25 protein-coding genes are annotated in these 25175 nt (G+C 39.2%); 1 reads left to right on the forward strand and 24 read right to left on the reverse strand.

Features of this window, described 5'->3' with window-relative positions; genetic code table 11:
• Positions 1-110: 110 nt before the first annotated feature.
• The 8 genes from F7984_RS13150 to F7984_RS13180 form a co-directional block, all read right to left on the reverse strand.
• Positions 111-566: an SAM-dependent methyltransferase gene (locus F7984_RS13150; RefSeq protein WP_139892475.1), complete on the reverse strand. Its 456-nt coding sequence runs from the start codon at positions 564-566 to the stop codon at positions 111-113.
• 205 nt (positions 567-771) lie between these two features.
• The gene (locus F7984_RS13155) at positions 772-2055 is read right to left on the reverse strand and encodes a dihydrolipoamide acetyltransferase family protein (RefSeq protein WP_066104895.1); all 1284 of its coding nucleotides are present in this window, start codon (positions 2053-2055) and stop codon (positions 772-774) included.
• 28 nt (positions 2056-2083) lie between these two features.
• Positions 2084-3067, reverse strand: coding sequence for an alpha-ketoacid dehydrogenase subunit beta (locus tag F7984_RS13160; RefSeq protein WP_066104899.1), 984 nt, complete (start codon positions 3065-3067; stop codon positions 2084-2086).
• A 3-nt stretch (positions 3068-3070) separates the two neighbouring features.
• A complete protein-coding gene (locus F7984_RS13165) occupies positions 3071-4075 on the reverse strand; it encodes a thiamine pyrophosphate-dependent dehydrogenase E1 component subunit alpha (protein ID WP_139892477.1) in 1005 nt (334 codons plus the stop codon).
• A 34-nt stretch (positions 4076-4109) separates the two neighbouring features.
• Positions 4110-5531: a dihydrolipoyl dehydrogenase gene (gene lpdA, locus F7984_RS13170; protein WP_066104904.1), complete on the reverse strand. Its 1422-nt coding sequence runs from the start codon at positions 5529-5531 to the stop codon at positions 4110-4112.
• A 208-nt stretch (positions 5532-5739) separates the two neighbouring features.
• Positions 5740-6837 carry a branched-chain amino acid dehydrogenase gene (gene bcd, locus F7984_RS13175; protein ID WP_066104907.1) on the reverse strand — a complete coding sequence of 366 codons (1098 nt, stop codon included), beginning with the start codon at positions 6835-6837 and terminating at the stop codon, positions 5740-5742.
• Positions 6838-7008: 171 nt separating this feature from the next.
• Positions 7009-7161, reverse strand: a complete 153-nt coding sequence (locus F7984_RS19125) for a hypothetical protein (RefSeq protein WP_192796810.1) — start codon at positions 7159-7161, stop codon at positions 7009-7011.
• A gap of 6 nt (positions 7162-7167) precedes the next feature.
• Entirely contained in the window at positions 7168-9231 is a 2064-nt protein-coding gene (locus F7984_RS13180) for a sigma-54 interaction domain-containing protein (protein WP_066104908.1), read from the reverse strand.
• A 148-nt stretch (positions 9232-9379) separates the two neighbouring features.
• Between F7984_RS13180 and F7984_RS13185 the strand changes: the two genes are divergently transcribed.
• A complete protein-coding gene (locus tag F7984_RS13185) occupies positions 9380-9628 on the forward strand; it encodes a DUF2627 domain-containing protein (protein ID WP_066104911.1) in 249 nt (82 codons plus the stop codon).
• Positions 9629-9960: 332 nt separating this feature from the next.
• Here the strand turns inward: F7984_RS13185 and F7984_RS13190 are convergent, their stop codons facing one another.
• From F7984_RS13190 to nusB, 16 genes are all read right to left on the reverse strand, one after another.
• Positions 9961-10263 (reverse strand): hypothetical protein, encoded by a 303-nt coding sequence (locus F7984_RS13190; RefSeq protein WP_066104914.1) that lies wholly within the window; start codon positions 10261-10263, stop codon positions 9961-9963.
• Positions 10263-10493: a helix-turn-helix transcriptional regulator gene (locus F7984_RS13195; protein ID WP_139063837.1), complete on the reverse strand. Its 231-nt coding sequence runs from the start codon at positions 10491-10493 to the stop codon at positions 10263-10265. Before F7984_RS13195 ends, F7984_RS13190 begins: the two co-directional genes overlap by 1 nt.
• 655 nt (positions 10494-11148) lie before the next feature.
• Positions 11149-11874, reverse strand: a complete 726-nt coding sequence (locus F7984_RS13200; protein WP_140462039.1) for a glycerophosphodiester phosphodiesterase — start codon at positions 11872-11874, stop codon at positions 11149-11151.
• A gap of 453 nt (positions 11875-12327) precedes the next feature.
• Entirely contained in the window at positions 12328-13119 is a 792-nt protein-coding gene (spo0A, locus tag F7984_RS13205; protein WP_066104919.1) for a sporulation transcription factor Spo0A, read from the reverse strand.
• A 259-nt stretch (positions 13120-13378) separates the two neighbouring features.
• Entirely contained in the window at positions 13379-14665 is a 1287-nt protein-coding gene (gene spoIVB, locus F7984_RS13210; RefSeq protein WP_066104920.1) for a SpoIVB peptidase, read from the reverse strand.
• A 182-nt stretch (positions 14666-14847) separates the two neighbouring features.
• Positions 14848-16560, reverse strand: coding sequence for a DNA repair protein RecN (recN, locus tag F7984_RS13215; protein ID WP_066104921.1), 1713 nt, complete (start codon positions 16558-16560; stop codon positions 14848-14850).
• Positions 16561-16577: 17 nt separating this feature from the next.
• Positions 16578-17027: a transcriptional regulator AhrC/ArgR gene (gene ahrC, locus F7984_RS13220; RefSeq protein ID WP_066104923.1), complete on the reverse strand. Its 450-nt coding sequence runs from the start codon at positions 17025-17027 to the stop codon at positions 16578-16580.
• Between the two features lie 144 nt (positions 17028-17171).
• Positions 17172-18008 carry a TlyA family RNA methyltransferase gene (locus F7984_RS13225; RefSeq protein ID WP_066104926.1) on the reverse strand — a complete coding sequence of 279 codons (837 nt, stop codon included), beginning with the start codon at positions 18006-18008 and terminating at the stop codon, positions 17172-17174.
• 2 nt (positions 18009-18010) lie between these two features.
• Positions 18011-19906: a 1-deoxy-D-xylulose-5-phosphate synthase gene (gene dxs, locus F7984_RS13230; protein WP_140462038.1), complete on the reverse strand. Its 1896-nt coding sequence runs from the start codon at positions 19904-19906 to the stop codon at positions 18011-18013.
• Positions 19907-19911: 5 nt separating this feature from the next.
• A complete protein-coding gene (locus F7984_RS13235; RefSeq protein WP_066104932.1) occupies positions 19912-20526 on the reverse strand; it encodes a CNNM metal transporter family protein in 615 nt (204 codons plus the stop codon).
• Positions 20527-21012: 486 nt separating this feature from the next.
• Complete coding sequence (locus F7984_RS19130) at positions 21013-21174, reverse strand: hypothetical protein (protein ID WP_192796811.1); 162 nt, start codon at positions 21172-21174, stop codon at positions 21013-21015.
• 71 nt (positions 21175-21245) lie between these two features.
• The gene (locus tag F7984_RS13240) at positions 21246-22133 is read right to left on the reverse strand and encodes a polyprenyl synthetase family protein (RefSeq protein ID WP_066104933.1); all 888 of its coding nucleotides are present in this window, start codon (positions 22131-22133) and stop codon (positions 21246-21248) included.
• 1 nt (position 22134) lies between these two features.
• Complete coding sequence (xseB, locus tag F7984_RS13245) at positions 22135-22371, reverse strand: exodeoxyribonuclease VII small subunit (RefSeq protein ID WP_066104937.1); 237 nt, start codon at positions 22369-22371, stop codon at positions 22135-22137.
• A 1-nt stretch (position 22372) separates the two neighbouring features.
• Positions 22373-23716 carry an exodeoxyribonuclease VII large subunit gene (gene xseA, locus F7984_RS13250; RefSeq protein ID WP_066104940.1) on the reverse strand — a complete coding sequence of 448 codons (1344 nt, stop codon included), beginning with the start codon at positions 23714-23716 and terminating at the stop codon, positions 22373-22375.
• 109 nt (positions 23717-23825) lie between these two features.
• Positions 23826-24674, reverse strand: a complete 849-nt coding sequence (gene folD / locus F7984_RS13255) for a bifunctional methylenetetrahydrofolate dehydrogenase/methenyltetrahydrofolate cyclohydrolase FolD (protein ID WP_140462037.1) — start codon at positions 24672-24674, stop codon at positions 23826-23828.
• Between the two features lie 39 nt (positions 24675-24713).
• Positions 24714-25100, reverse strand: coding sequence for a transcription antitermination factor NusB (gene nusB, locus F7984_RS13260; RefSeq protein WP_066104944.1), 387 nt, complete (start codon positions 25098-25100; stop codon positions 24714-24716).
• Positions 25101-25175 lie beyond the last annotated feature (75 nt).

Genomic DNA, 25175 nt, shown 5'->3' on the forward strand with positions numbered 1-25175 from the left:
CCTCGCCAATTAACGAAATAGTATGTTAATTAATCTTATCATGCAAACGACCTTTTTCTCCAATAAAAGGAAAAATGGTCCAAATCTTCTTAAATCATTATTCAATCAATTCACCAATACTTCTCCATTAAAGTATTTGACCAGGTGGGTTGAAGAACTCTTTCTTTTGGCAAAAATTCTTTCATTACAGGCTTAATATCTATGATAGGGGTACCATCCAGAGCATCTAGCCCTTTAACAGTTAATACTCTCTGTTCAACTCCCACTAATTCAACGATTGTAACCCCAAGCTTATTCGGCCGATTCTTCCCTCTTTGTGCAAAGATGCCTACCTCGGGAAATTCTTTATTTCTGGGATGTCTTGCTTCATACTGAATATTTCTATCATCTACTTTGTCAAAATAAAAAATAATTTCTAAATGAGAGAATTCGTGTATACCTTTTAAAGACGATTGACTTATATTCTCAGCCAGTTCAATGGACGATACAATAGCACCCCAATCATCATCCACTATTTCTTTCCTGCTATTCTTCACAAATGCTATTGGTTCTATCAAATAGTGCATAGCTACATCCATCCCCTTAATCAGACGGCAGTCACTCTATCATTTCTTCAACTCCGAGAAAAATTCCTTTAAAATAAAATGAAAAGAAAAACGTCGATGAATTCACAGGTGTATACAATGTCCATTTAATCCAGTAAATTATTTCTTGGGAAATGATCAAGTAGATAAAAGAAGACACACATACTGTGTGCCCTCATGTTTTCTATTAATATAGCGGTGTATTTTCGCTTGTGATATGTTCCAGGATATCTTTCACTCGAGCCAAAAACCTTCCGCATACCAATCCATCAAGAATACGGTGATCTAGTGATAGACATAAATTGACCCGATCCCGGATAGCAATCATATTGCCGTGCATGACAACTGGTTTCTTGACAATTGACTCCACTTGCAAGATAGCTGCCTGTGGATGGTTTATAATTCCCATCGATTGGATGGATCCAAATGAACCAGTATTATTTACCGTAAAGGTACCGCCCTGCATATCCTCGGACTTTAATTTACCGGAACGGACCTTTTCAGCCAATTCATTAATTTCACGTGCAATCCCTTTAATTGTTTTTTCATCTGCAAATTTAATAACCGGAACATACAACGCTTCATCCGTCGACACAGCAATCGAGATGTTAATATCTTTTTTCCTGACAATTTTATCTCCAGCCCACATTGAATTCATTTCTGGAAACTCTTTTAATGCTTGAGCAACCGCTTTAACAAAAAAGGCAAAATAAGTTAGATTATAGCCTTCCTTTTGCCTAAATTCCTTCTTAAGTGAATCACGGTATTGAACGAGATTGGTTACATCCGCTTCCACCATTGTCCATGCATGCGGAATCTCATGTTTAGAACGCACCATATTTTGTGCAATAGCTTTCCTTATACCAGTTACAGGTATTTCTCGATCTCCACTTTCTATCTTCATATCACTGCCTGATGATTTTTGCTTTACACCCAAATTAGGCTCATACATCTGAGTATCCGCTTTCGGTTCAGCATTTTCAATGTTAACTTGGGCCTTAGCAGCAGTGCCGCTCTCCACAGCTTTCAAAATGTCTTTACGAGTAATTCGACCGCCGGCTCCGCTTCCAGCCACGTTTTCGAGGTTAATCCCATGTTCCTGGGATAATTTTAATACGGCCGGAGAATAACGTGCCTTATTAGATTGGTCGGTCTGAATTAGCGATTCACTTTTTTCCTCAGAATGATTCTTTTCTTCCTTTGGTGCCTCTTCAGAACTATCAGGCTCTCCTGCTAGTTGGATACTGCACATGACTTCCCCGACAGGAAGTGTCTCTCCCTCTGCTGCAATCAAATCTTTAATTACTCCAGTAAAGGAAGATGGAACTTCGGCATTCACTTTATCCGTCATTACTTCAGCTATCGGGTCATATTTATTCACTCGGTCACCGGGCTTTACAAGCCAGCTCGAGATCGTCCCTTCTGTTACACTCTCCCCAAGCTGCGGCATTTTCATCTGTTCTATTGGCATTCGCTATTTATCTCCTTTCGCAATCAGTTTAAAATTCTGCTAATTCTCTCATGGCTTTTTCCACTTTTTCCGGGTTGACCATAAAATATTTTTCCATAGTTGGAGCATATGGCATCGCCGGAAGATCAGGACCTGCTAAACGTTTAATTGGTGCATCCAGCTCAAACAAGCAGTTCTCGGCAATGATCGCCGCCACCTCGCTTATTATGCTGCCTTCCTTCGTATCTTCCGTTATCAATAGCACTTTACCAGTTTTGGAGGAAGCCTCGATAATTGCTTCCTTATCGAGGGGATACACTGTCCTTAAATCTAAAACATGCACTGAGATTCCATCCTGAGCTAATTTTTCAGCAGCCTGAAGCGCAAAGTGAACACAAAGTCCATAAGTGATAACCGTAATATCATCTCCATCCCTTTTTACATCCGCTTTGCCTATCGGCAATACATAATCATCATTGGAGACTTCCCCTTTGATCAGACGGTACGCACGTTTATGCTCAAAGAAAAGTACAGGGTCTTCATCACGTATTGCTGCTTTTAAAAGCCCTTTTGCGTCGTATGGTGTAGATGGCATAACAATTTTTAAACCAGGCTGATTGGCAAAAATGGCCTCTACTGATTGTGAATGATATAAGGCACCGTGTACCCCACCACCGTAAGGAGCACGTATGACCATCGGACAATGCCAATCATTATTGGACCGATAGCGGATTTTGGCAGCCTCAGAAATGATTTGGTTTATTGCCGGCATAATAAAATCCGCAAATTGTATTTCTGCAATCGGTCGCATTCCATACATTGCAGCTCCGATTCCTACCCCCGCAATAGCAGATTCAGCCAAAGGCGTATCAATTACTCGATCTTCACCAAATTGCTCGTACAGCCCGTTTGTAGCCTTAAACACTCCTCCTTTTCTGCCAACATCTTCACCAAGGATAAAAACTTTTTCATCTCGTTCCATTTCTTCTTTCATCGCCATGGTTATTGCATCGATATATGAAATGACAGGCATGGTTTACTCTCCTTCCGTCTCAGCATATACAAACTTCAAAGCATCTTCTGCTTTTGCATACGGAGCATTTTCAGCGTAATCTGTTGCTTCATTTACGATTTTCATGACCCTTTTATTGATTTCTGTTTCTTTCTCTTCATCCAGAAGGTCAATTTCCTTTAAATACGCCCCAAATGTGAGAATCGGATCCTCCGTTTTTGCCTTTTCCACTTCATCTCGAGCACGGTAGCTTCGATCATCATCATCACTTGAGTGCGGAGTAAGCCGGTAGGATACAGTTTCAACCAAAGAAGGGCCTTCCCCGCGTCGAGCACGGTCAGCAGCCTCTTTAACAGCTTTATACACTTCGAGCGGATCATTGCCATCTACTGTGACACCAGGCATCCCATATCCAATAGCTCGGTCTGACACTTTTTCACAGGCTAATTGTTTTTCAATTGGTACCGAAATCGCATATTTATTATTTTCAACCATAAAAATAACAGGGAGTTTATGTACACCAGCAAAATTGGCACCTTCATGAAAATCTCCCTGATTTGATGAACCTTCACCAAAAGTTACAAATGTAACCAAATCTTTCTTTTCCATTTTTCCAGCCAATGCGATTCCGACTGCATGGGGAACTTGAGTGGTAACCGGCGATGATCCTGTTACAATTCGATTTTTCTTCTGACCAAAATGACCTGGCATCTGCCTGCCGCCGGAGTTTGGATCTTCCTGCTTGGCAAATCCTGAGAGCATCAACTCAGTTGGTGTCATACCAAATGTTAGAACTACCCCCATATCGCGATAGTAAGGCAGTACATAATCCTTTTCCCTATCAAGGGCAAAAGCTGCTCCAACCTGAGCTGCCTCCTGACCCTGACAGGAAATCACAAACGGAATTTTCCCAGAGCGATTTAACAGCCACATTCTTTCATCTATACGCCTTGCCATCAGCATTGTTTCATACATTTCCAATACCATTTCGTCCGTTAATCCCAGGACTTCATGCCTGTTTTTTGTCATTTAGTAAACCTCCTCTAAAGCCTTGCTCAAATTTTTACGAATGAATCGCTTTTCCATCAACAGCCAGAGCTGCTTCTCCAATCACTTCAGACAATGAAGGATGCGGATGAATAGTATGAGCAACCTCCCAAGCTGAAGCATTTAATACAAGGGCCAAGCCTGCCTCAGAAATCATATCTGTTACATGCGGGCCAATCATATGTACACCTAATAAATCATCCGTTTCTTCATCAGAAATCATTTTCACAAAACCGTCTGACTCTCCGAAGACCAATGCCTTTCCAATTGCTTTGAACGGGAATTTTCCGACCTTGACCTTATGACCGCGCTGAATAGCTTCATCTTCTGTGATTCCTACACTTGCTGCCTCAGGACTACTATATATGCATCTGGAAATAAAATCGTATTGGATAGGATGTGGACTTTGGTTAGCTATATGCTCCACTGCAGTGATTCCTTCATGGCTTGCGACATGAGCCAGTTGCATGCCTCCAATCACATCACCAATGGCATAGATATGCGATTCCTTTGTTTGATAAAACTCATTAACAGCTATTACGCCGTTATCAATTTGTATATCGGTGTTTTGAAGACCAATCCCTTCAACATTAGCCTGGCGACCAACCGATACAAGAATTTTTTCAGCCTTATATTCCTTCTTTTCTCCGTTTAATTCTGCGGATATGGATACGCCCTGTCCAGTTTGCAGCGTTTCTGGCATTACTTTTGCTCTAGTAACGATCCTAATACCTTTTTTCTTTAAGATCCTTTGCATCTCTTTCGAAATATCTCGGTCTTCTGTTGGTATAAGACGATCTGCGTATTCCAGTATAGTTACCTCTACTCCAAAATCAGCCATCATGGATGCCCATTCTACTCCAATAACTCCTCCTCCGATAACAAGCAAAGAAGATGGTAATTCGGATAGCTGTAAAGCTTCATCTGATGTCATTACGAATTCACCGTCAATTTTTAAACCCGGCAAGGATTTTGGTCTTGAACCTGTTGCAATAATGACATTTTTCGGAATTAACATTTCATTTTCCATTCCATTATTCATCTCAACTGAAATGGTCCCTGGCATTGGCGAAAATATGGATGGTCCAAGAATGCGTCCATACCCTTCATATAAATCGATTTTTCCTTGTTTGATTAGATGTTGCACACCTTTATGGAGCTGTTCAACGATTCTTTCTTTTCTTTCCTGTGCCTTTAGAAAATTTAGACGAGGTTCGGATACTTCCACACCAAACTCTTCTGCATGTTTGATAGTTTGGTAGACCTCAGCACTGCGTAAAAGTGCTTTTGACGGTATGCATCCAGCATGGAGACAGGTTCCGCCTAGCTTGCCCTTTTCAACAATAGCTGTTCTCAAACCTAACTGGGAGCCTCTTATGGCTGCTACATAGCCGCCTGTGCCACCGCCCAAAATGACCAAATCATAATCAGTTGCCATTTAAAATCCACATCCTAACATCTATATTCAGTACTTAATATTTAAGGGATACACACTTTCTCATATAACTCCATCCTAATTCTACTGGTCTTACCACATGGTCAGAGGTTATTAAGTTAACCCTCATTCACAAACCAAAAATGAGCCTTATTAGAGAACAAGAATCCGCAAGTTTACACGTATACGGACTCTTGATTCTCAGGTGACTCTAACGGCGACGATTTAGTATATGGCGGCCGTTTAATAAAAACTGGCTTCTGGATTGTTTTAATTTTTCAATTCTCTCCTCAGCCATTCGGTCCGCTGCAACATAGGTCGGAATTCCGTCTCTTTTAGCAATCTCTATGACTCTTTCAATATTGCTATATATACCCTCTACTTTTTTCAACGCCCGATCCTTGTTATAGCCATATAATTCATCCGCGACATTAATTACCCCACCGGCATTAATTACATAATCAGGTGCGTAAACGATACCCATTTCATGAATGGCATCTCCATGACGAGTTTCCTTTAATTGATTATTAGCTGCACCCGCAATTACTCTTGCTTTGATTCGCGTAATAGTTTCATCATTTATAGTTGCACCAAGCGCACAAGGTGCATAGATATCACAATCGACACTATATATATCTTCAGGATCCACTGCTTTTGCTCCAAAATCCTCCACAGCACGATTCACTGATTCTTTATTAATATCTGTAACTATTAATTGTGCACCCTCTTCATGTAGATGCTTACAAAGATTATAGGCTACGTTTCCTACTCCCTGGATAGCGATTACTTTTCCTTCCAGCGAATCTGTGCCAAATGCTTCTTTTGCTGCTGCTTTCATTCCTCTGTACACGCCATAAGCAGTGACAGGGGATGGATTTCCTGATGAACCAAAAGCAGGTGAAATACCCGTTACATAGTCCGTTTCCTCATGGATAATATCCATATCAGCCACTGTTGTTCCTACATCCTCAGCCGTAATATATCTTCCATTCAACCCTTGAATATAACGACCAAAGGCACGGAACATTTCTTCATTTTTATCTTTACGCGGATCACCGATAATAACGGTTTTACCTCCGCCGAGATTCAGGCCGGCAGCTGCATTTTTATACGTCATTCCCTTCGCTAATCGAAGAGCGTCCTCTATTGCAGCATCCTCTGTATCATATGTCCACATTCTTGTGCCGCCAAGCGCAGGTCCGAGGGTTGTATCATGTATGGCAATAATAGCTTTTAAACCAGATTGTTTATCCTGTACAAACAGCAATTGTTCATAATCATATTGCTCCATATATTTAAAAATTTCCATTTTTCATTTCCCCTCTCTATCTTCGGTCTAACCTTTACTTTTTACTGACCTTTTCACACTTTAAGATTTAAAATGAAGTTATTTGGCTTTTTAGGTCCTTTTAGGGTGTTGACCGTACTTGAACTTGCCTCCTCTGCAGACTTGTTATGAACAGCACAGCTGCTGTAAAACTCAAGCCACCATCTTGGCCCCTTGTTTTGGTCCACCCACAGTCTTTAGATGCAAGAATCGTGCCAACATGAATTTTGTTGAGTAATCTACCTTTTTAGAAGAATCTTTTTTCATAGAACCTGCAAAAATTTGCACATACGAAAAATTCTGCATGCAAATTTATTCAAGACTAAACTTTTGCAATTTATAATAAAAATTACGAATAGACAAACCTAGATCACGGCTGGCAGCAGTTTTATTCCCATTATGCTTTTCTAAAGAACGCATAATAATGCTTTTCTCCACTTCATCCAATTGATCCGCTAAACTTTGTTTATCATTTATTGTTGATCTTTTTTCGATTGTATGGTTAGGAGAACCTTCTGCAGCCTTCAATAATTTTTCAGGTAAATGCCTCTTTTGTATAATTTTTTCATGCTGATCCATAAAAATTATGGCTCTCCCTAATATATTCTCTATTTCCCTTACATTTCCAGTCCAATCATATTCCTGAAGCATGATGAGTGCCTCACCGCTTATATCCTCAATACTTCGGCCATACTCCAAATTCAACTTTTTGATTAAGTGGACGCATAATGGGGGAATATCTTCCTTACGTTCCCTTAAAGGCTCAATATATATAGGCATTCTGTTAATTCGGTAATATAAATCTTCTCTGAAGTTTCCTTTTGCAATCGCTTTCTCAAGATTGACATTGGTCGCTGTTATCACACGCACATCAATGGAAATAGGCTTGGTTCCTCCTACACGAACTATTTCATTCTCCTGCAAAACGCGAAGAAGCTTCGCCTGCATATTTTGAGAAAGCTCACCAATTTCATCAAGAAATATGCTGCCATTATTGGCTTCTTCAAACAGTCCTCGTTTACCGCCACGCTTTGCACCTGAAAAAGCTCCATCTTCGTAGCCAAATAACTCACTCTCTAAAAGCGACTCCGATATCGCTGCGCAATTCACGCGGATGAATTTATTATATTTTCGATCACTGGCATTATGGATTGCATGGGCGAATAGTTCCTTGCCTGTACCCGATTCACCCCTCAATAATACGGTAACTGGCGTACGGGCGCATAAACGGGCCTGCTCCAATGCCAATTTCATCTCTTTAGATTGGCCAATAATATCGTCAAATGTATATTTAGCTTCTAGATTACGAATGATTTGTCTCGCCCTTTTCAATTCCTGTGTCAGGCTTTGTATTTCAGAAAGGTCATGAATGACGCCAACGCTTCCCTTCAAATAACCATTCACCATAATCGGTGCTACATTAACCACCACATCCCGGTTCGATGCCCCCACCTTCATTCGTACGCCTCGGACAGGTTTTTTTGTTTTCAAAACCTGCATATGCATACTTTTACCTTCTGTAATATCTGCCGTAGCAGGTTTGCCCAGGACATCCTCTTCGGTCAACCCGGTAATTCTGGTATACGCAGGATTAATTAAGATTCCATTCCCATCCTCATCCACTACAGTTATGGCATCTTCACTCGAATGAATAATAGCTTCGAGCATGTTTTGAATATGCTTTAAATTTGTAATTTCCTCTGCTAAGCTTGTAAATTCCGTGATTCCTTTGAAAACGGCCAAAGCTCCCAGTAAACCGCCTTCTTCATTCTTGATAGGCATTCTGGTTGTTACCACATCTAAATTTTTATCCAAATGAGCCCGTTGATTGCTCTCCGTTTTTCTTGTTTTGAGGATTTCAGGAAGACGGGACGCAGGAATAACTCTATGTATGTGCTGACCGATTGCTTGTTTTCTGGGGACACCCGTAATCGTTGCTGCAGCCTGATTAAAAAAGATTATTTTCTCTTCTGTATTTATAAGTACCATCCCGTTATCGGTCGCATTCAAAACTAATTCATGTAAATAAGCCTCTTCTTTCGACTTCCTGATTAAACTTTCTTTCTCTTGAATCAGATTGGCTAACAGAAAGGCAATCTGCCCGTGAACTAAAAGAGTGTGATTACTTTTATGGCGGGCTATATCCTGGTAAACTTGCTCATCCCCTGTCACTTCAAAAATGATATCCGAGCCATCAGTGATAAAATCTACCCAATCACTACCTGTTTTTATATGATTTTGTTCAGCTAATTGAAGTCCCACTGCACTCGAATGACGATCCACCACTCCTATAACCTGATAATCCTTTGCCTCAAGTAAGATTTTTAAAATGGATAGCCCTCCAGTGCCCGCCCCAATAATCAAAACTGTTTGCAAGGCAATCTCCTCCTTTTGAAGTGAGGGTACAGAATAGTGCAAATTTTTTCATTGTTTCCTCTATCATAAGTTATTTGAATAAACTTGACAAATTTTCTATATTTTATAAAGTTGAAGATAGAAATACACTTAATCAGGACGTGATGAATTGCAACGGATAATCGCCTTTGCGCTTTTATTGATTCCGGGCCTTCTAACCGCACTCGGAATTAAATGGATGAGAGACATGATTTTTGGCAGACTCAGCCCAATGCTACCTGCCCTTTGGGTACAATTTTTATTAGGTTTACTATTATTTATTGGCGGACTTTCTTTTATTGCCGGATTCGTGTTTTATCGCGATCGAAAACGTAATAAAGTTCAAAATCGATTTAGTGAGAAACCTGTCCGTAAATGAATTTCAGGTGATCCTTACAGGCATACAACCATTAAGTTTTGCAAGGGTGCCAATAGAAGTACCAATTTTGAAGACCAGATCCTACATGATTTGGTCTTTTTTTATGACACATATTTAAAAGAGTTGGTAATTGAAATGTTATTTAAATTAATCGCTATATGAGGATAAGGCAGGAGGTGAGGGAATTATAAAAGGATTTGTTCGTAACCTTGGTACTTATGACTAAAGAAGGAGACAGCTTTTATTGGCTGTCTCCTTAATTGACCTAATTTCGCAATTAGTTCTAAAAGATGTAAAACTATTTTATTTAATGGCTGAACTTCCAGTAAACTTTATGAAATCCTTTTCAAATTATATAAACTAACAGCGTGAATAATATAGGTTCCAGTTAATAAGAACCATATAGCCATTTTGTAACCATCAAAAGAAAATGGTGTTATAAATTCATCAATTAAAAAAATAAAGAACCATCCTAATATGAATATCGGGAAAGCAATTGAGTAAGATGTGTTTAATATACCCTTCCCTCTCTCATCCTTACTCTCGTCTCCAAATTGGAATTTCACACTAAAGAACACAGAACCAAAAAAGATCAATATATACGCGATTATAGCGATAAGCAGAAACACTGCCATTATAACCCCTCCCCTTTTTTTCTATACTGGAATACTTCATTAATCCCAACATTAAAAGCTTCTGCAATATCAAAGGCTAGCACTAATGACGGGGTATAGTTACCTTTTTCTATCGAAATAATTGTCTGTCTGCTAACCCCTGCGCTTTTAGCTAAATCCTGTTGAGTCATTTTTCGTTCGGCTCTTAGAATACGAATTCTATTTGATAATAAATATCCCTCTCCTCCCACACAAGCCCTCCTTTGTAAATATTTGTTAAGTTAATTGTAAAACTAATTTTACCAAAAGTAAAGTTTGTTTTACAAATTAGTTTAAAATTGGTAACCTCATTCCACTCTTCTAACCGTTAGCTGAAAAAGTATATATTCGTTTTCCATTTCCGAAATACCTTTTTTCATACTAAAAAACGAACGTATACAATACGTTCGTCTGTTATAATGCTATTCACGAAACACGATTCCACGCTTCGACTATATCACGATTAGAAAGGCTCCAACCAAAAGATATCCTATTGCTATATCCTACTTTAGTTGATCTATTTATGTACGCATATATCTAATTTTAAACCAAAGGCTGCCCATTTTAGTCTACTTATATGATCTGCCTTCTTGCAAATACTTTTGGTAGGCCTCTTTTACTTTATCTTTTCTTGGCTCATCTTTTAAAAGATAATTATGTACCTTAGTTATAAGGTATAAGCTTCTGACAAGACATCCTAATACTATTCCCAAAACAATTATACCGCCATATAAGTAGCCAAATATCGCAAAGGTAAAATACCCTATAACTATGCAGCCGACGATACAGAGTAACACTAACAATTCATCATCCCCTATTTATCTATATGGATAAATATACCACGAAAATGGATAAGTTCAGATGAAATTATTGATATTGATTCCTGAGCTGAATCGCTTTATCTGGGTCATCCGTAATAAATGCAGTGCATCCCACCTTAAATAATCGCTTCATATCTGCTTTGCGGTTCACCGTATAAGGCCTGACTGCAATCCCAGCTTTCATAGATTCCTCAATGATTTCATTAGGTGCTGCTTTGTATTTTGGATGAATCCCTTTCGCTTTTATCGAGCTTGCATAAATCCAGGGCATATATAGCCCATCTGAGTATAATGGCGCTGTTTCAATCTCAGGAGCCAATCGATGACAATAGACCATACTATAGTGATTAAACGAGGACAAAACCGTCCTCTCTTCCATGTCATACTCACGAATCATTTCAATCACTTTTTCTTCCATGCCTGGATAGGGAAATACCCCATTTTTTAATTCAATGTTCAATAGTAAATCATTTGTAGCCAACCACTCCATAACTTCCCGAAGAGTAGGTATACTAGCAAATTCTACAGTTTTGGAGTTATTGGCAGCATTGAGCTTTTTAATCTCTGCAAGAGTAAAATCACGAACATTACCTTCTGAGTCTGTCGTACGGTCAACCGTTAGATCATGGATGACAACAAGCTCACCATCTTCCGTTAATTGTACATCCAATTCAATCCCATCTGCACCTGCATTAAAGGCTTCGATAAAAGAAATCATCGTGTTTTCCGGATACACAGCAGCATATCCTCTATGTCCAAATATTAATGTCAATATTCATACCTCCGTTCAAAACATATAAATTCCTATTCCCTATATCAGTTTATTTCATGCATCTATTTTATAGGACAGGATTTAGAATACAAACTAACAAAACCGGAGGAAGTAGGATATTTTCTCTGGAGGTAATTATTAAACAGTATTCCCGTAAAGGTAGCTGTTCTTTCATTTTCGAGTCTCACAAGATTAGGAAAATCTGCAAGGCATAAAGCTAGGGGAGTACATGAAGAAGGGGTTAAAACAAAACGGGTAAACTTTTGTAGCTAATATGTGGTATTTAATCCAGATTAAAGGTCAGATGATTAGAAAGAAAAGAAGTATCCATGCAAATTTCATTTCACAGATACCTCTTTATGATAATAAACCAGACAGTTGGTACATAAGGTTTATTAATTAATCGCGTCGCACCACTAAGGGTTAGATCACAAGTACGTCAATTACATATGATTAAGATGCTTTATGTTCGAGTCGAAGCTTATCAGCGACCATTGCAATAAACTCACTGTTTGTCGGTTTCGCTTTCGTCATACTGACTGTGTATCCAAATAATGAGGAGATGGATTCAATGTTTCCTCTGCTCCATGCGACCTCAATTGCATGTCGAATAGCACGTTCTACACGGCTCGCAGTAGTGTTGAATTTTTTCGCAATATCCGGATAAAGGACTTTAGTAATCGAACCAAGCAGTTCAATGTCGTTATAAACCATAGAAATTGCTTCACGTAAATACATATAGCCTTTAATATGCGCAGGTACCCCAATCTCGTGGATAATGCTAGTGATACTTGCATCAAGGTTTAGAGGCTTAGATTCCGATGGCTGACGCGGTGTATATGTGCTCGTTCTCGCTATGCCAGCACCCTTTTCACCTGTCTGTCTAATATGATTGACAAGGTTATCCATATCAAATGGTTTAAGTATAAAATATGACGCTCCTAGTTCAACCGCTTTTTTCGTAACATCTTCCTGGCCAAAAGCAGTTAACATGATGACATTCGGAACACTCGTTCCTTTTTGAGAATCTTTAATTCGCTCCAAAACGGCCAGACCATCCAAATGCGGCATGATAATATCAAGTACTAAAACATCCGGCGTTTGCTGTTCAAGCATGCTTAAACAATCCTGTCCATTATGGGCAACCCCTGTAATCTCCATATCCGGCTGTTCTGATATATACTCTTCCAATAAAGCAACAAGTTCACGATTGTCATCAACGACACATACTTTTATTTTTTTCAACCAGATATCCTCCTCAGACATTTCCTTTATTTTCTATCATTTCTAATCTTTATTCTAACCGAGAAATTCGACATTGCAATATAAAAAGCATTGAAAAAATGAAAAATACTTAAAATTATATATTAATACAAGTTTTGCTCCTGAATCCTCTTTATTTCGACTGTTTTCGTCTTAACATGCAAATAATATTATTCAATTGTCGAAAAATCTCCACTCTACTCCCCATTATACTACCAATAAAAGGAAAAAGCAGGCTGAATTACCCTGCTTTTTGATCCTTTTGATAGATATTAATACCTGCTTCATTGAGCATCCATTCAATATGAACTCCGTATCCGCTTGTTGGGTCGTTGACAAAAACATGCGTGACTGCGCCAATAACCTTCCCTTTTTGTATAATTGGACTCCCACTCATTCCTTGCACAATCCCGCCAGTTTTGCTTAATAAATCTTTATCGGTAACCTTCAAAACCATTCCTTTAGTTGCCGGAAATTTTTGCGGAATAGTACTGATTATCTCAATATCGAATTTCTCTACCTTATTTCCGTTCACAACTGTATAAATCTCAGCTGGTCCTTCTTCGACTTCATTTGATAAAGCAATTGGCATTGGTGTATCATTTACTCCATTGTCCACTTGCCGATTCAACCGTCCAAAAATACCGAATGGAGAATTACGGTTTATATTCCCGATTACTTCCCGATCAGCTGCAAAACGAGCCAGCTTTTCTCCAGGATTTCCATTGCTTCCTTTTTCTATCGAGGTAACGGTTGACTTAACAATTTGACCATCCTTCACTACAATTGGCTTTTTTGTATCCATATCAGAAATAACATGACCTAAAGCCCCATATTTTCTCGTCTGTGGATGGTAAAAGGTCATTGTACCTATACCCGCAGCTGAATCACGAATATATAACCCCAATTTAAATACTTTCTCATTCTTATCCTTTAAAGGAGATAATTGTTTGGTCAATTTTACATTATCCCGAAATATATCTACAATCAGCGGTTTATTATTCTTCTCAAATTCCTGAACGAAAGGAGCGACATCCTGCATTTTGGTAATTGGTTTCCCGTTTATAGCAGTAATAATATCTCCAACTTGCACTCCTGAAATCTCACCTGGCGAAAGGTTGCCTTTCTCGGTTGCTATTTGATGATGGCCTACCACAAGGACACCCAATGTATTCAATTTCACTCCAATGGATTGCCCTCCCGGAATTACCTTAAAATCCTTTAAAACCTCTATGTCAACCGTTTTAACAGGAATACCTGCAATATTAAAAACGACTTGGTTATACCCATTTTTAGAGCCCTTAATATTCAGAGCCTTGGAACGATTATCAATTAAAACTCCAGAGTTTGCAGAGACCACTTCTGCGTTAAGGAACTGGCTTTTTTTAAATGATTTATTTTGTCCTTCAAATAAAGTAAGTTTGGTGGGAATTTCAAAATATTTTTGCATTGGGTGGCTAAAAATAACGGCTAACAGCGAAACAAGGAGAAATACACCGAAACATTTTCTTATTGATATCGATTTCATCCATTCACTCTCCTCGTTTCTATGGCTACCCTTATAATTTTGCCGAGAGGGATTGACTTTATAACAAAAGTACAAAATAAAAAGCTACCCATTATGGATAGGAATAACAATGGTAAAATATTTACATAAGATAATTTTAATGAGGAGACAATAGTATTGAAAAAAACTGAGGAGAACGCTCCTCAGTTTGTCTTTATATTGTATTTAATTTGATCAGCCTGATTCAGCATTTCTTTTACATGCTCTTCTGTTAAAGCTGTTAATTCTTTACCGGAAATCATTCGGCCAATCTCTATTACTCGTTCCTCTTTTTCAAGCGGTTTGACATTCGTTTTTGTACGGCCTTCTGTAATTTCCTTAGAGATAAATAAATGAATGTCTGCCATAGCTGCTACCTGCGGCAAGTGACTGATACATAATACCTGCGAGCCTTCCGACACACGGTATATCTTTTCGGCTATTGCCTGTGCAACCCGTCCGCTGACTCCTGTATCTACTTCGTCGAAGATAATCGATGTGATTCCCTGGTGTTGAGAGAAGATATTTTTGATAGCCAGCATAATACGTGAAAGTTCTCCACCGGAGGCTGTTTTGGATAGCGGCTTTACAGGCTCGCCAGGGTTAGCAGAAATATAAAATTCCACCTGATCTATCCCGTTCTCACCAATAAGATTGGATTGATCTTGTCCAGAATGATGAAAATACACTTCAAATACGGCTTTATCCATGTACAGCTCTTTAAGTTCACGGTGGATTGCGTCCGTTAGAAGATGTGCATATTTTTGTCTCAGCTCTGACAGATTTGTGCCCTCTAGGATTACTTCTTTCTCTAAAGCTGATAGCTGGGTTTTTAATTTTTCAAGATGTGTTTCGCGATTCAATATCGTATCAATCTCTTCCTCAATGGTTGCAGCATACTCCAGAATTTCCTTGATCGTCTTACCATATTTCCGCTTCAAATGATTAATTTCATTAAGTCTTGCATCAATATCATGAAGTCTTTCAGGATCAAACTCCAATAAATCCAATTGGGAACGAATCGAGCTTGTTACATCCTCAAGAATATAAAACGCATTTTTCACTGATTCAGATAACTCTTTATATTGTTCATCAATGTGTTCAATTCCTTGTAGGTCTGTCATCGCATTACCGACCCAATCAAGTCCGCCATTCTCATTATTTAAGGACATATAGGAATTATGTAGACTTTGGTGAACCTTTTCAAAGTTACTCAGTTTATGCTTTTCCTCCATTAATTGCTCTTCTTCATCAATCTCCAATTCAGCCTTTTGGATCTCATCAAATTGAAATTGTATCAAATCAAGCCTGTGTGCCATTTTCTGCTCATTTTCACTTAATTTTTTCATTTGCTGACGGGTTTCATTATATTGCTTATAAAGCTTCCGATATTCAGTCAGAGATTGTTTAATATCCTGCTCGCCAAATTGATCCAATAAAGGGAGATGAAAATCGGGATCCATTAACTCCTGGTGTTCATGCTGTCCATGAATATCAATTAATTTTCTCCCTACCTCTCTTAAGGTTGAGATTGTAACCATCTTCCCATTGATTCGGCACACACTTTTCCCTGAGGTATACATATCTCTTCTGATAATAATTATATTGTCTTCAGATTCAATCCCAAATTCTTTTGCTTTCTCTATGGCTGGGTGTAATGAATCCGGCAACTGAAACAAACCTTCCAGTTCAGCTTTTTCTTCACCATGTCTTATGAATTCAGACGATCCTCGTCCACCGGCCAATAGCTGTACTGCATCAATGATTATAGATTTACCGGCACCTGTTTCACCAGTAAGTACAGTCAAACCTTTATCGAGGGAGAGCGTTTGTGATTCAATGATGGCGAAATTACGAATGGAGAGTTCCAATAACATCTTTCATCCCAACTTTCTTAAAGCATATCAAGAAAACGTTTTGATATGATTTCAGCATCTTTTTCATCTCTGCAAATAATTAAACATGTATCATCTCCGCAAATCGTTCCGAGAATCTCTTCCCAATCCAAATTGTCCATTAACACACCAATTGCCTGAGCATTACCTGGTAATGTTTTCATGACCAATAGATTGTTGGCTGAATCAATTCGCACGAACGCATCTACCAATGCCCGTTTAAGTTTTTGAAAAGGGTTAAAGCGCTGATCTGCTGGCAGGCTGTATTTATAGCGTCCATCCTGCATTGGTACTTTTGCAAGATGCAGTTCTTTTATGTCTCTTGATACAGTCGCTTGCGTAACATTTACCCCTTCCGCTCTTAAAATATCCACTAAATCATCTTGTGTTTCAATATTATTATTTGTAATGATTTCACGTATTTTTATATGTCTTTGACCTTTATTCATCTAGTTTGACACCTCTCAATATAATGCCTTTCATACCTAATGTTAGCGGATTTTGTCACAAAAGTACATGTATTTTATGTATTTTTATGCAAGGATTGCATAAGAAATAACCCCCATGGCAAAGCCACCGGGGGATTAAACATTTCACTTATCTTCACCTTTATTCGTTTTTAACGCTTCGTGTGCCGCTTCAACTACCTGCTCAAGATTCACGACTACATCTTGTGTACAATCGGAACCTTCCCCTGGCCAGTATAAATGGAATAAAAATTCAATATTTCCATCCCCGCCTGTAATGGGGCTAAAAGTAGCTTCTTTTAGTATATAGCCTTCCTGGATAGCAAAGTCTCGAATTTGCTCCACAACTTGAAGATGTACTTTTTTATCACGAATGATTCCTTTTTTTCCAACCTGCTCACGACCAGCTTCAAATTGCGGTTTTACAAGACTTACAACATCGCTTCCAGGTACAAGAATTCGTTTTAAAGCCGGTAAGATAAGCTTTAATGATATAAAAGAAACATCAATTGTAGCAAATTCTGGCAGCCCTTCAGTGAAATCCTCAGGTACTGAATGACGGAAGTTCGTTCTTTCCATTACGACTACCCGCGGATCCTGTCTCAGCTTCCAGGCCAGTTGGTTATAACCGACATCAACTGCATATGATTTTTTTGCACCGTTCTGCAGGGCACAGTCTGTGAACCCTCCTGTCGATGACCCAATATCAATCATTAACTTATCCTTAACGGAAATAGTAAATGTCTCCATAGCTTTTTCCAGCTTGTAGCCGCCTCTTGATACATAAGGCATTACTTGCCCTTTTATGGATAGCGGTGCATCGGTAGCTATTTTTTCACCAGCCTTGTCCATTCGCAGGTCATTTGAATAAACAATACCAGCCATCACTGCTCTTTTTGCCTTTTCTCTTGTTTCCGCTAATCCTCGTTCAACCAATAATACATCTACACGTTCTTTTTTCATATTTAATACGCCTTTTTCGTCACTTTATAGGTCATCTTAGATAATTTTTCTACCACTTGTTCAGCAGTTAGGTTGATATCATGAAGCAATTTACCAACGCTGCCATGTTCTACAAATTCATCCGGTATTCCAATTCTTTCGATATAGGCTTTTTGGAATCCATTTTCCTCTGCAAATTCAAGTACTGCGCTTCCGAAACCTCCCTGAAGAACAGCTTCTTCTATTGTTAGGATTGGCAAATTGGCAGACATTAATTCTGAAAGCATTTCATGATCCAATGGTTTTATAAAACGAGCGTTTACTACCTTCACATGAATATTATCCTTCTGGAGTCTATCAGCTGCTTCCATCGCCATTGGAATGGTTGTGCCGAATGTTAATATGACAGCATCATTTCCTTCACGCAGGACCTCCCAAGTACCAATCGGGATTGTTTTTAGCTCTTCATCCATCGGAACACCCATACCATTTCCTCTCGGGAATCGCATGGCAATCGGACCATCATTATATTGAATAGCTGTATTCACCATATGCTGTCCTTCATTTTCATCTTTAGGCATCATAATGACCATATTAGGCATAGGGCGCAGGAAGGAAATATCAAATACACCCTGATGGGTTTCTCCATCTGCTCCAACAAGTCCTGCTCGATCAATCCCAATGAAGACATTTAATTTTTGTCGGCATATATCATGAAGAACCTGGTCATAAGCACGTTGCAAGAATGTAGAATAAATCGCTAGGAATGGCTTCATTCCCTGCGTGGCAAGTCCTGCAGCAACAGTAGTCGCATGCTGTTCCGCGATTCCGACATCAAACATTCGATCAGGGAATTCAGAAGCAAATCCGAGCAGCTTCGAACCTACCGGCATTGCCGGAGTAATCGCTACAATCCGCTCGTCTTCTCTCGCCAATCTTCTGACAGTCTCGCTGACTAGTGCACTCCATGCCGGAGGTGCATTCAATTCCTTGATTATATCGCCTGTCTCGATTTTATATGGCCCCGTACCATGCCACGTACCAATTGCATCTGTTTCCGCAGGTTTATAACCTTTTCCTTTTTTCGTAATCACATGCAAAAGAACAGGACCTTTTGTTTTTTTAGCATATTTAAGGTTTTCAGACAAATCTTCAAAGTCGTGTCCATCAACCGGACCTAAATAAGTAAAGCCCAGTTCCTCAAAAAACATTCCGGAAACAACCAGATACTTCAAACTGTCTTTTATACGTTCAGCTGTATTAGCAAGCTTGCCACCCACAGCCGGTATTTTTTTAAGCAGTTGTTCCAGCTCATCTTTAACATAGTTATATTTGCCTCCTGTCCGCATTCTTCCGAGAATAGAATGCAGGGCACCTACGTTTGGAGCAATGGACATCTCGTTATCATTTAAGATAACAATCATATCTTTTTTTTCATGTCCTATATGGTTTAATGCTTCAAGGGCCATACCACCTGTTAAAGCACCATCACCAATAATAGGAATGATAAAGCTTTTTTCTTTTTTCAAGTCACGAGCAATCGCCATACCCATTGCAGCTGACAAAGAAGTTGAGCTATGACCTGTCTCCCAAACATCATGCTCACTTTCATTCATCTTTGGAAATCCACACAGCCCTTTGTATTGACGGAGAGTTTCAAACTGACATGCCCGCCCTGTCAATATTTTATGAACATAAGACTGATGGCCGACATCCCACAAAAATTTATCCTTTGGGCTATTAAACTCCTTATGTAAGGCGAGCGTTAACTCTACTACACCCAAGTTTGGTCCAATATGCCCGCCGGTAACAGATAGTTGTTTAATTAAAAAATCCCTAATATCCTGTGCCAAAGACTCCAATTCCGCATTGGACATCTTTTTAAGAAAAGATGGGTCTTTTATGGATAGCATATCCATCAGGATCACTCACTTTCATTTCTTTTTCTTTTGAGTCTCTTTCCCTTATTTTCCTTTATAATAACAATTTGGAAATGTTCTTCGAGAATGTACAATACTTTGCCCACTGCAAATATAATATCCTTTGAATATCGAATAGCAAGGGTTTTGCCCATTGCTTTACCGCCCACTGTCAATGCTGCGATTAAACTCGTTAAAATAATCGAACCAACACTTTCAGCTACTGACGCTTCATTCCAGTCAAAGCTGATTGATAATTGCACAATCACAATTGCAGTTGCTGTTCCACTAACAATACCCGAAATATCCCCGATTACATCATTGCAGAAGCTTGCAAACCTATCGGCATTTCGAACGATCCGAATAGAATGCTTCGCTCCGTGTACCCGATTGGAGGCCATTGCATGAAAAGGAATTTCATCAGCAGCAGTAGCTGCAATACCAATCATATCAAAGAAGATACCAATAAGTACAATGCTAAGAACAATCGCCAAACCACTTATCCAACCAACGCCATTTAAAGCTACGGTAGATACGACTGTAAATATAGCTGCAAGAAGAAACGTAATAACGGTAATCGTAACTGTCCATCTGGCTGATTCTTTCAATATTTTTTTCATAATATATATACTCTAACCATCCTATATGCAAAATAAAGCCTGCTATCAGCAAGCTTTTAAAGTAATTTTTATAGGAGAGTGGTCATATAGGAAGTTAATTTTACGGCTTAGGTCCAGTAGGATTTCCCAGTCAGTTACCGAATGTCGCCATATCGGCGGTTCCCCTTTAAATCTGACTCAACTGCGTTTCCGTCAATTGGACTGGATTGCCACTTAGTCCGTACCTTAATCCTTCATATATGTCATTGAACAGTCTAGGAGATTTCCCCGACAGCCCTTAACCAATTCTTTAGCCTCTTTTGCAAAGCCGATTTCATGCGATGGCAGTAGATATATCAATGGCCAACTGATGTATATACGCTCCTTTCGCAATCCCCTCAAACTTCACTCAAGGCAGGCTACGCTGCACACAGTTTCCTGTTTATGCAGGTTTTCCAATATTCCAATTTATTTTCAAATCAGAATAAAGCCTCCGCGAAACCAGGGTCAACGCCCACATGCCATTGTGGATCGCCCTAATTCCTTACTTCCTGAATCGACCCAAAGCTGGGCGCCCCGAGCCAATCCAAGAACCATCATCGATGTGCCCTTTAGTGAATTTTTAGGCTCACTCTCCAGAACGGTAGACCGACTAGAATACTGCACCACTCTTAGATACCAAAAAGTATAGCATACATCATAATTCTAGGTAAGTGGATTTGGATGGAAAACCTTCCAAATCAATGGTCACGGTTTGCTACCAATTCAACAAACTTCAGTAATAAGGTCTCATTAAAATCAATTTCGGAAAGTAATATTCTTGCTGAATGAATATGCTGATCCAGCATTATTTTAGCTTTATCCATTGTTAAAAGGGATGGATATGTACTTTTATGATTAGTAACATCGCTTCCTACAGGTTTACCTATTACACTTTCGGAACCCTCAACATCAAGAATATCATCGCGGATTTGGAAAGCAAGGCCAAGATGGCGGGAAAACTCCCTTAGCTTCTCCTTCTGTTCCAAGCTTGCTCCCGCAAGTATGGCTCCGGCCATAATGCTGTACCCAAGTAGTTTACCAGTCTTATTTTCATGGATATACTCAAGACCCTGTAAATCAACACCATTTTCCTCTGCTTCTATATCGGCCACTTGACCCCCAACCATGCCCTCAGCTCCGGCTGCTCTCGCCAATTCAAGAACTAATTCAAGTTTGACTGACGGGTTTATTTCATATTTAGACTGATTAGCAACGACTTCAAATGCTAATGTAAGGAGTGCATCGCCCGCCAGGACTGCCATTCCCTCTCCAAATACCTTATGGTTCGTTGGCTTGCCTCTTCTTAGGTCATCATTATCCATACACGGGAGATCGTCGTGAATCAATGAATACGTATGTATCATTTCAATAGCACATGCTGTATCAAGGCCAATCTCTCCCTCTTTGCCAAAGGCATGTAAAACAGCCAGCACTAATAAAGGCCTTAGTCTTTTTCCGCCGGCTTCCAAAGAATAACCCATTGCCTTTTGGAGAGTTGACGGGGTATTTAAATTAGAGACGATTTCTTCCATCCTTGACTCAATTTGATGTTTATTACTATTTAAGAAGGAAGCAAACTCTTCCATGTTACTCCTCCTCATCAATGGAAAATGGCTTAAACGCATCTTCTTTCATAATTAACGTTAATTGCTCTTCAGCTGTTTTAAGCTTATCATGACACCATTTGGATAACTCCATTCCTTCTTTGTAAAGATTAATCGACTCTTCCAATGGTACTTCTCCATCCTCGAGTCGCGCCACGATTCCTTCAAGCTTAGACATTGCCTCTTCAAATGTGATAGCAACCTCTTCCTTTTTACTCATATCAATCACTCTCCCTAATATCATTAACCGTACAGTCGATTTCACCGTCTTGTACAACAACTGTTATTTGATCGCCTATTTTTACAGACTCAGTTGATTTTATCAAGTTATCTTCATCTTTATAAACCAGTCCAAACCCCTTTTCCATAATCTTAAGAGGGCTGACTGCCTCAAGAAGCGTTACCGTATTCAAATAATCCCGCTGTTTACTTTTAACTGTATGGACAGCCGCACGGGTCATGCGAGACTCTATTTGTTCAATTTCACGTATTTTTCTCGATATCGAATTCAATGGAATATTACGCTCCACCGCTTTCGTGAGTGCCAACAATTGGTCTTGTTTACGTTCGAAATAAAGCTTGCTGTTCCGTGAAATACGCTCCGCCACTCTATCCAGCTGCTCTAATTTTTGTTGATATAACAGGTGGGGATATTTGAAAGCATATGATTTATGAATAGCAGACAAGCGATTTTTCTCTGTTTCAATCCGCTGATTAGAGTAACGAATCAGCTTCGTTTCCATTATAGTAATCCGTTCTGCAATATCACTTACCCTTGGCGCTGCCATTTCTGCTGCCCCAGTAGGAGTAGGAGCTCTTAAATCAGCTACAAAATCACTGATCGTTGTATCTGTTTCATGGCCAACAGCTGAAATAATCGGTATTTTAGAAGCATAGATAGCTCTTGCGACTATTTCTTCATTAAATGCCCATAATTCTTCAATAGATCCACCGCCCCGACCGACAATTAAGACATCAATCGGATACTCATTTGCTTGTTCAATCGCTTTTACGATAGAGGGTGCTGCCTGTTTCCCTTGAACTAAAGCCGGAAAGATCAAAATTTCCCCAATTGGATAACGCCTTTTTAAGGTCGTAATAATATCGCGAATCGCAGCTCCAGTTGGAGACGTAATCACTCCAATTTTAGCCGGAAACAGGGGGATTGGCTTTTTATACATCCTTTGAAAGAGTCCTTCTTGCTCGAGCTTTTTCTTCAACTGCTCAAATGCAATAAAGAGCTCTCCAATCCCATCAGGCATCATTTCTTTTATGTACATTTGATATCCGCCGGTAGGTTCATAAACACGTATTTCTCCTCGCAACAGAACCTTCATCCCGTTTTCAGGAGTAAACGCGAGCGATTGTGCAGATTTAGCAAACATCACCGCATTAATTCTTGATTTATCATCCTTTAATGTCAAGTACATATGACCGCTGGAATGCTTTTTGAAATTTGATATTTCTCCCTTTACATAAATATCCGCAAGATGAGGATCTGCATCAAATTTTCGTTTAATATACTTGGTTAAGGCGGCCACAGTTAAATATTGATTTTTCTCCATTTTATATATGGCCTCCTTCTTCGAATTATTATTTTACACATAAAAAAGCTGCCGTAAATGTTATTATAGCAATTTTCGGCAGCTTTTTATAATCATACTCTTTATTATTTTACAAAGATTTTTTAGCAACTTGAACCGTATTATACATGAGCATCGTAATTGTCATCGGACCAACACCACCGGGAACAGGCGTGATATAAGATGCTTTGTGTATGACATCATCAAAATCGACATCACCGCATAATTTATTCGATTCATCCCTGTTCATACCAACATCAATTACTATAGCGCCTTCTTTTATATCATCCGCTTTAATCATTTTAGCAATTCCCACCGCTGCAATCAGGATATCGGCCTGCTTAGTGAAGTGTCTCAGATCGACTGTTTTTGAATGACAATAGGTTACGGTCGCATTCTCATTTAAAAATAGCTGTCCGACAGGTTTGCCGACAATATTACTTCGACCCACAACCACAACATGTTTACCGGCAATCTCAATTCCTGTTTTTTGTACCATTTTTAATATCCCAAATGGTGTACAAGGCATCAATGCCTCCTGCTTGGTCATCATTCGGCCAATATTAATTGGGTGAAAACCATCTACATCCTTAGCAGGATCAATCGTTTCAATTACCCGTTTTTCATCAATATGCCCCGGTAAAGGTAACTGAACTAAAATCCCATGGATATCCGGACGATGATTCAGCTCTACAAGCTTATCAAGAAGCCTGTCTTCGGAAATAGATGCAGGGTAGGTGATCAACTCGGATTTCATCGCCAATTGTTCACATGCTTTTTCTTTATTTCGCACATATGTTTGCGATGCCTGATCGTCACCGACCAGGATAACCGCAAGACCTGGTATAATGCCGTTTTCTTTTAATAATTCAACTTCACTTGCAATCTCTTCGCGGATTGTTGCTGATATCGATTTCCCGTTAAGTATCTGTGCCGGCATGACAGCAGCTCCCCCTTAAAATCTTATCATCTTTTCTATTTATAAAGATTCTTTTATCTTGGATAATACTGCATTAATAAACTTCGGAGACTGATCATCCCCAAATAGTTTAGCTAATTCGATTGCTTCGTTAATGGCAGCGTTCTGCGGAACTTCTTCGTTGAATAACAGTTCGTATGTAGTTATTCTTAAAATATTACGATCTATATTAGAAAGACGGTCCAATTTCCAATTCTCTAAATTGGATATAATAAGACTATCTATCTTTTCCAACTGATCTGTCGTTCCATTTACCAATTGAACCAAATAGGGATCTGCCTCTGATTCTTCCACCACATGTTCTATAGCTAGTTCTCTTTCTACTTTCCCAACGTCTATTTGAAAAAGAGCTTGAAGAGCTTTTTCTCTTGCCTCTCTGCGTTTCATGAATAATTCTTACTCCTTTACTTTCGAAAAGTACACTAAACTTTGTGCACCTCGTATCATATATGAAATCATACC

Source organism: Pradoshia sp. D12 (genome assembly GCF_008935075.1).
Lineage (GTDB): Bacteria > Bacillota > Bacilli > Bacillales > Pradoshiaceae > Pradoshia.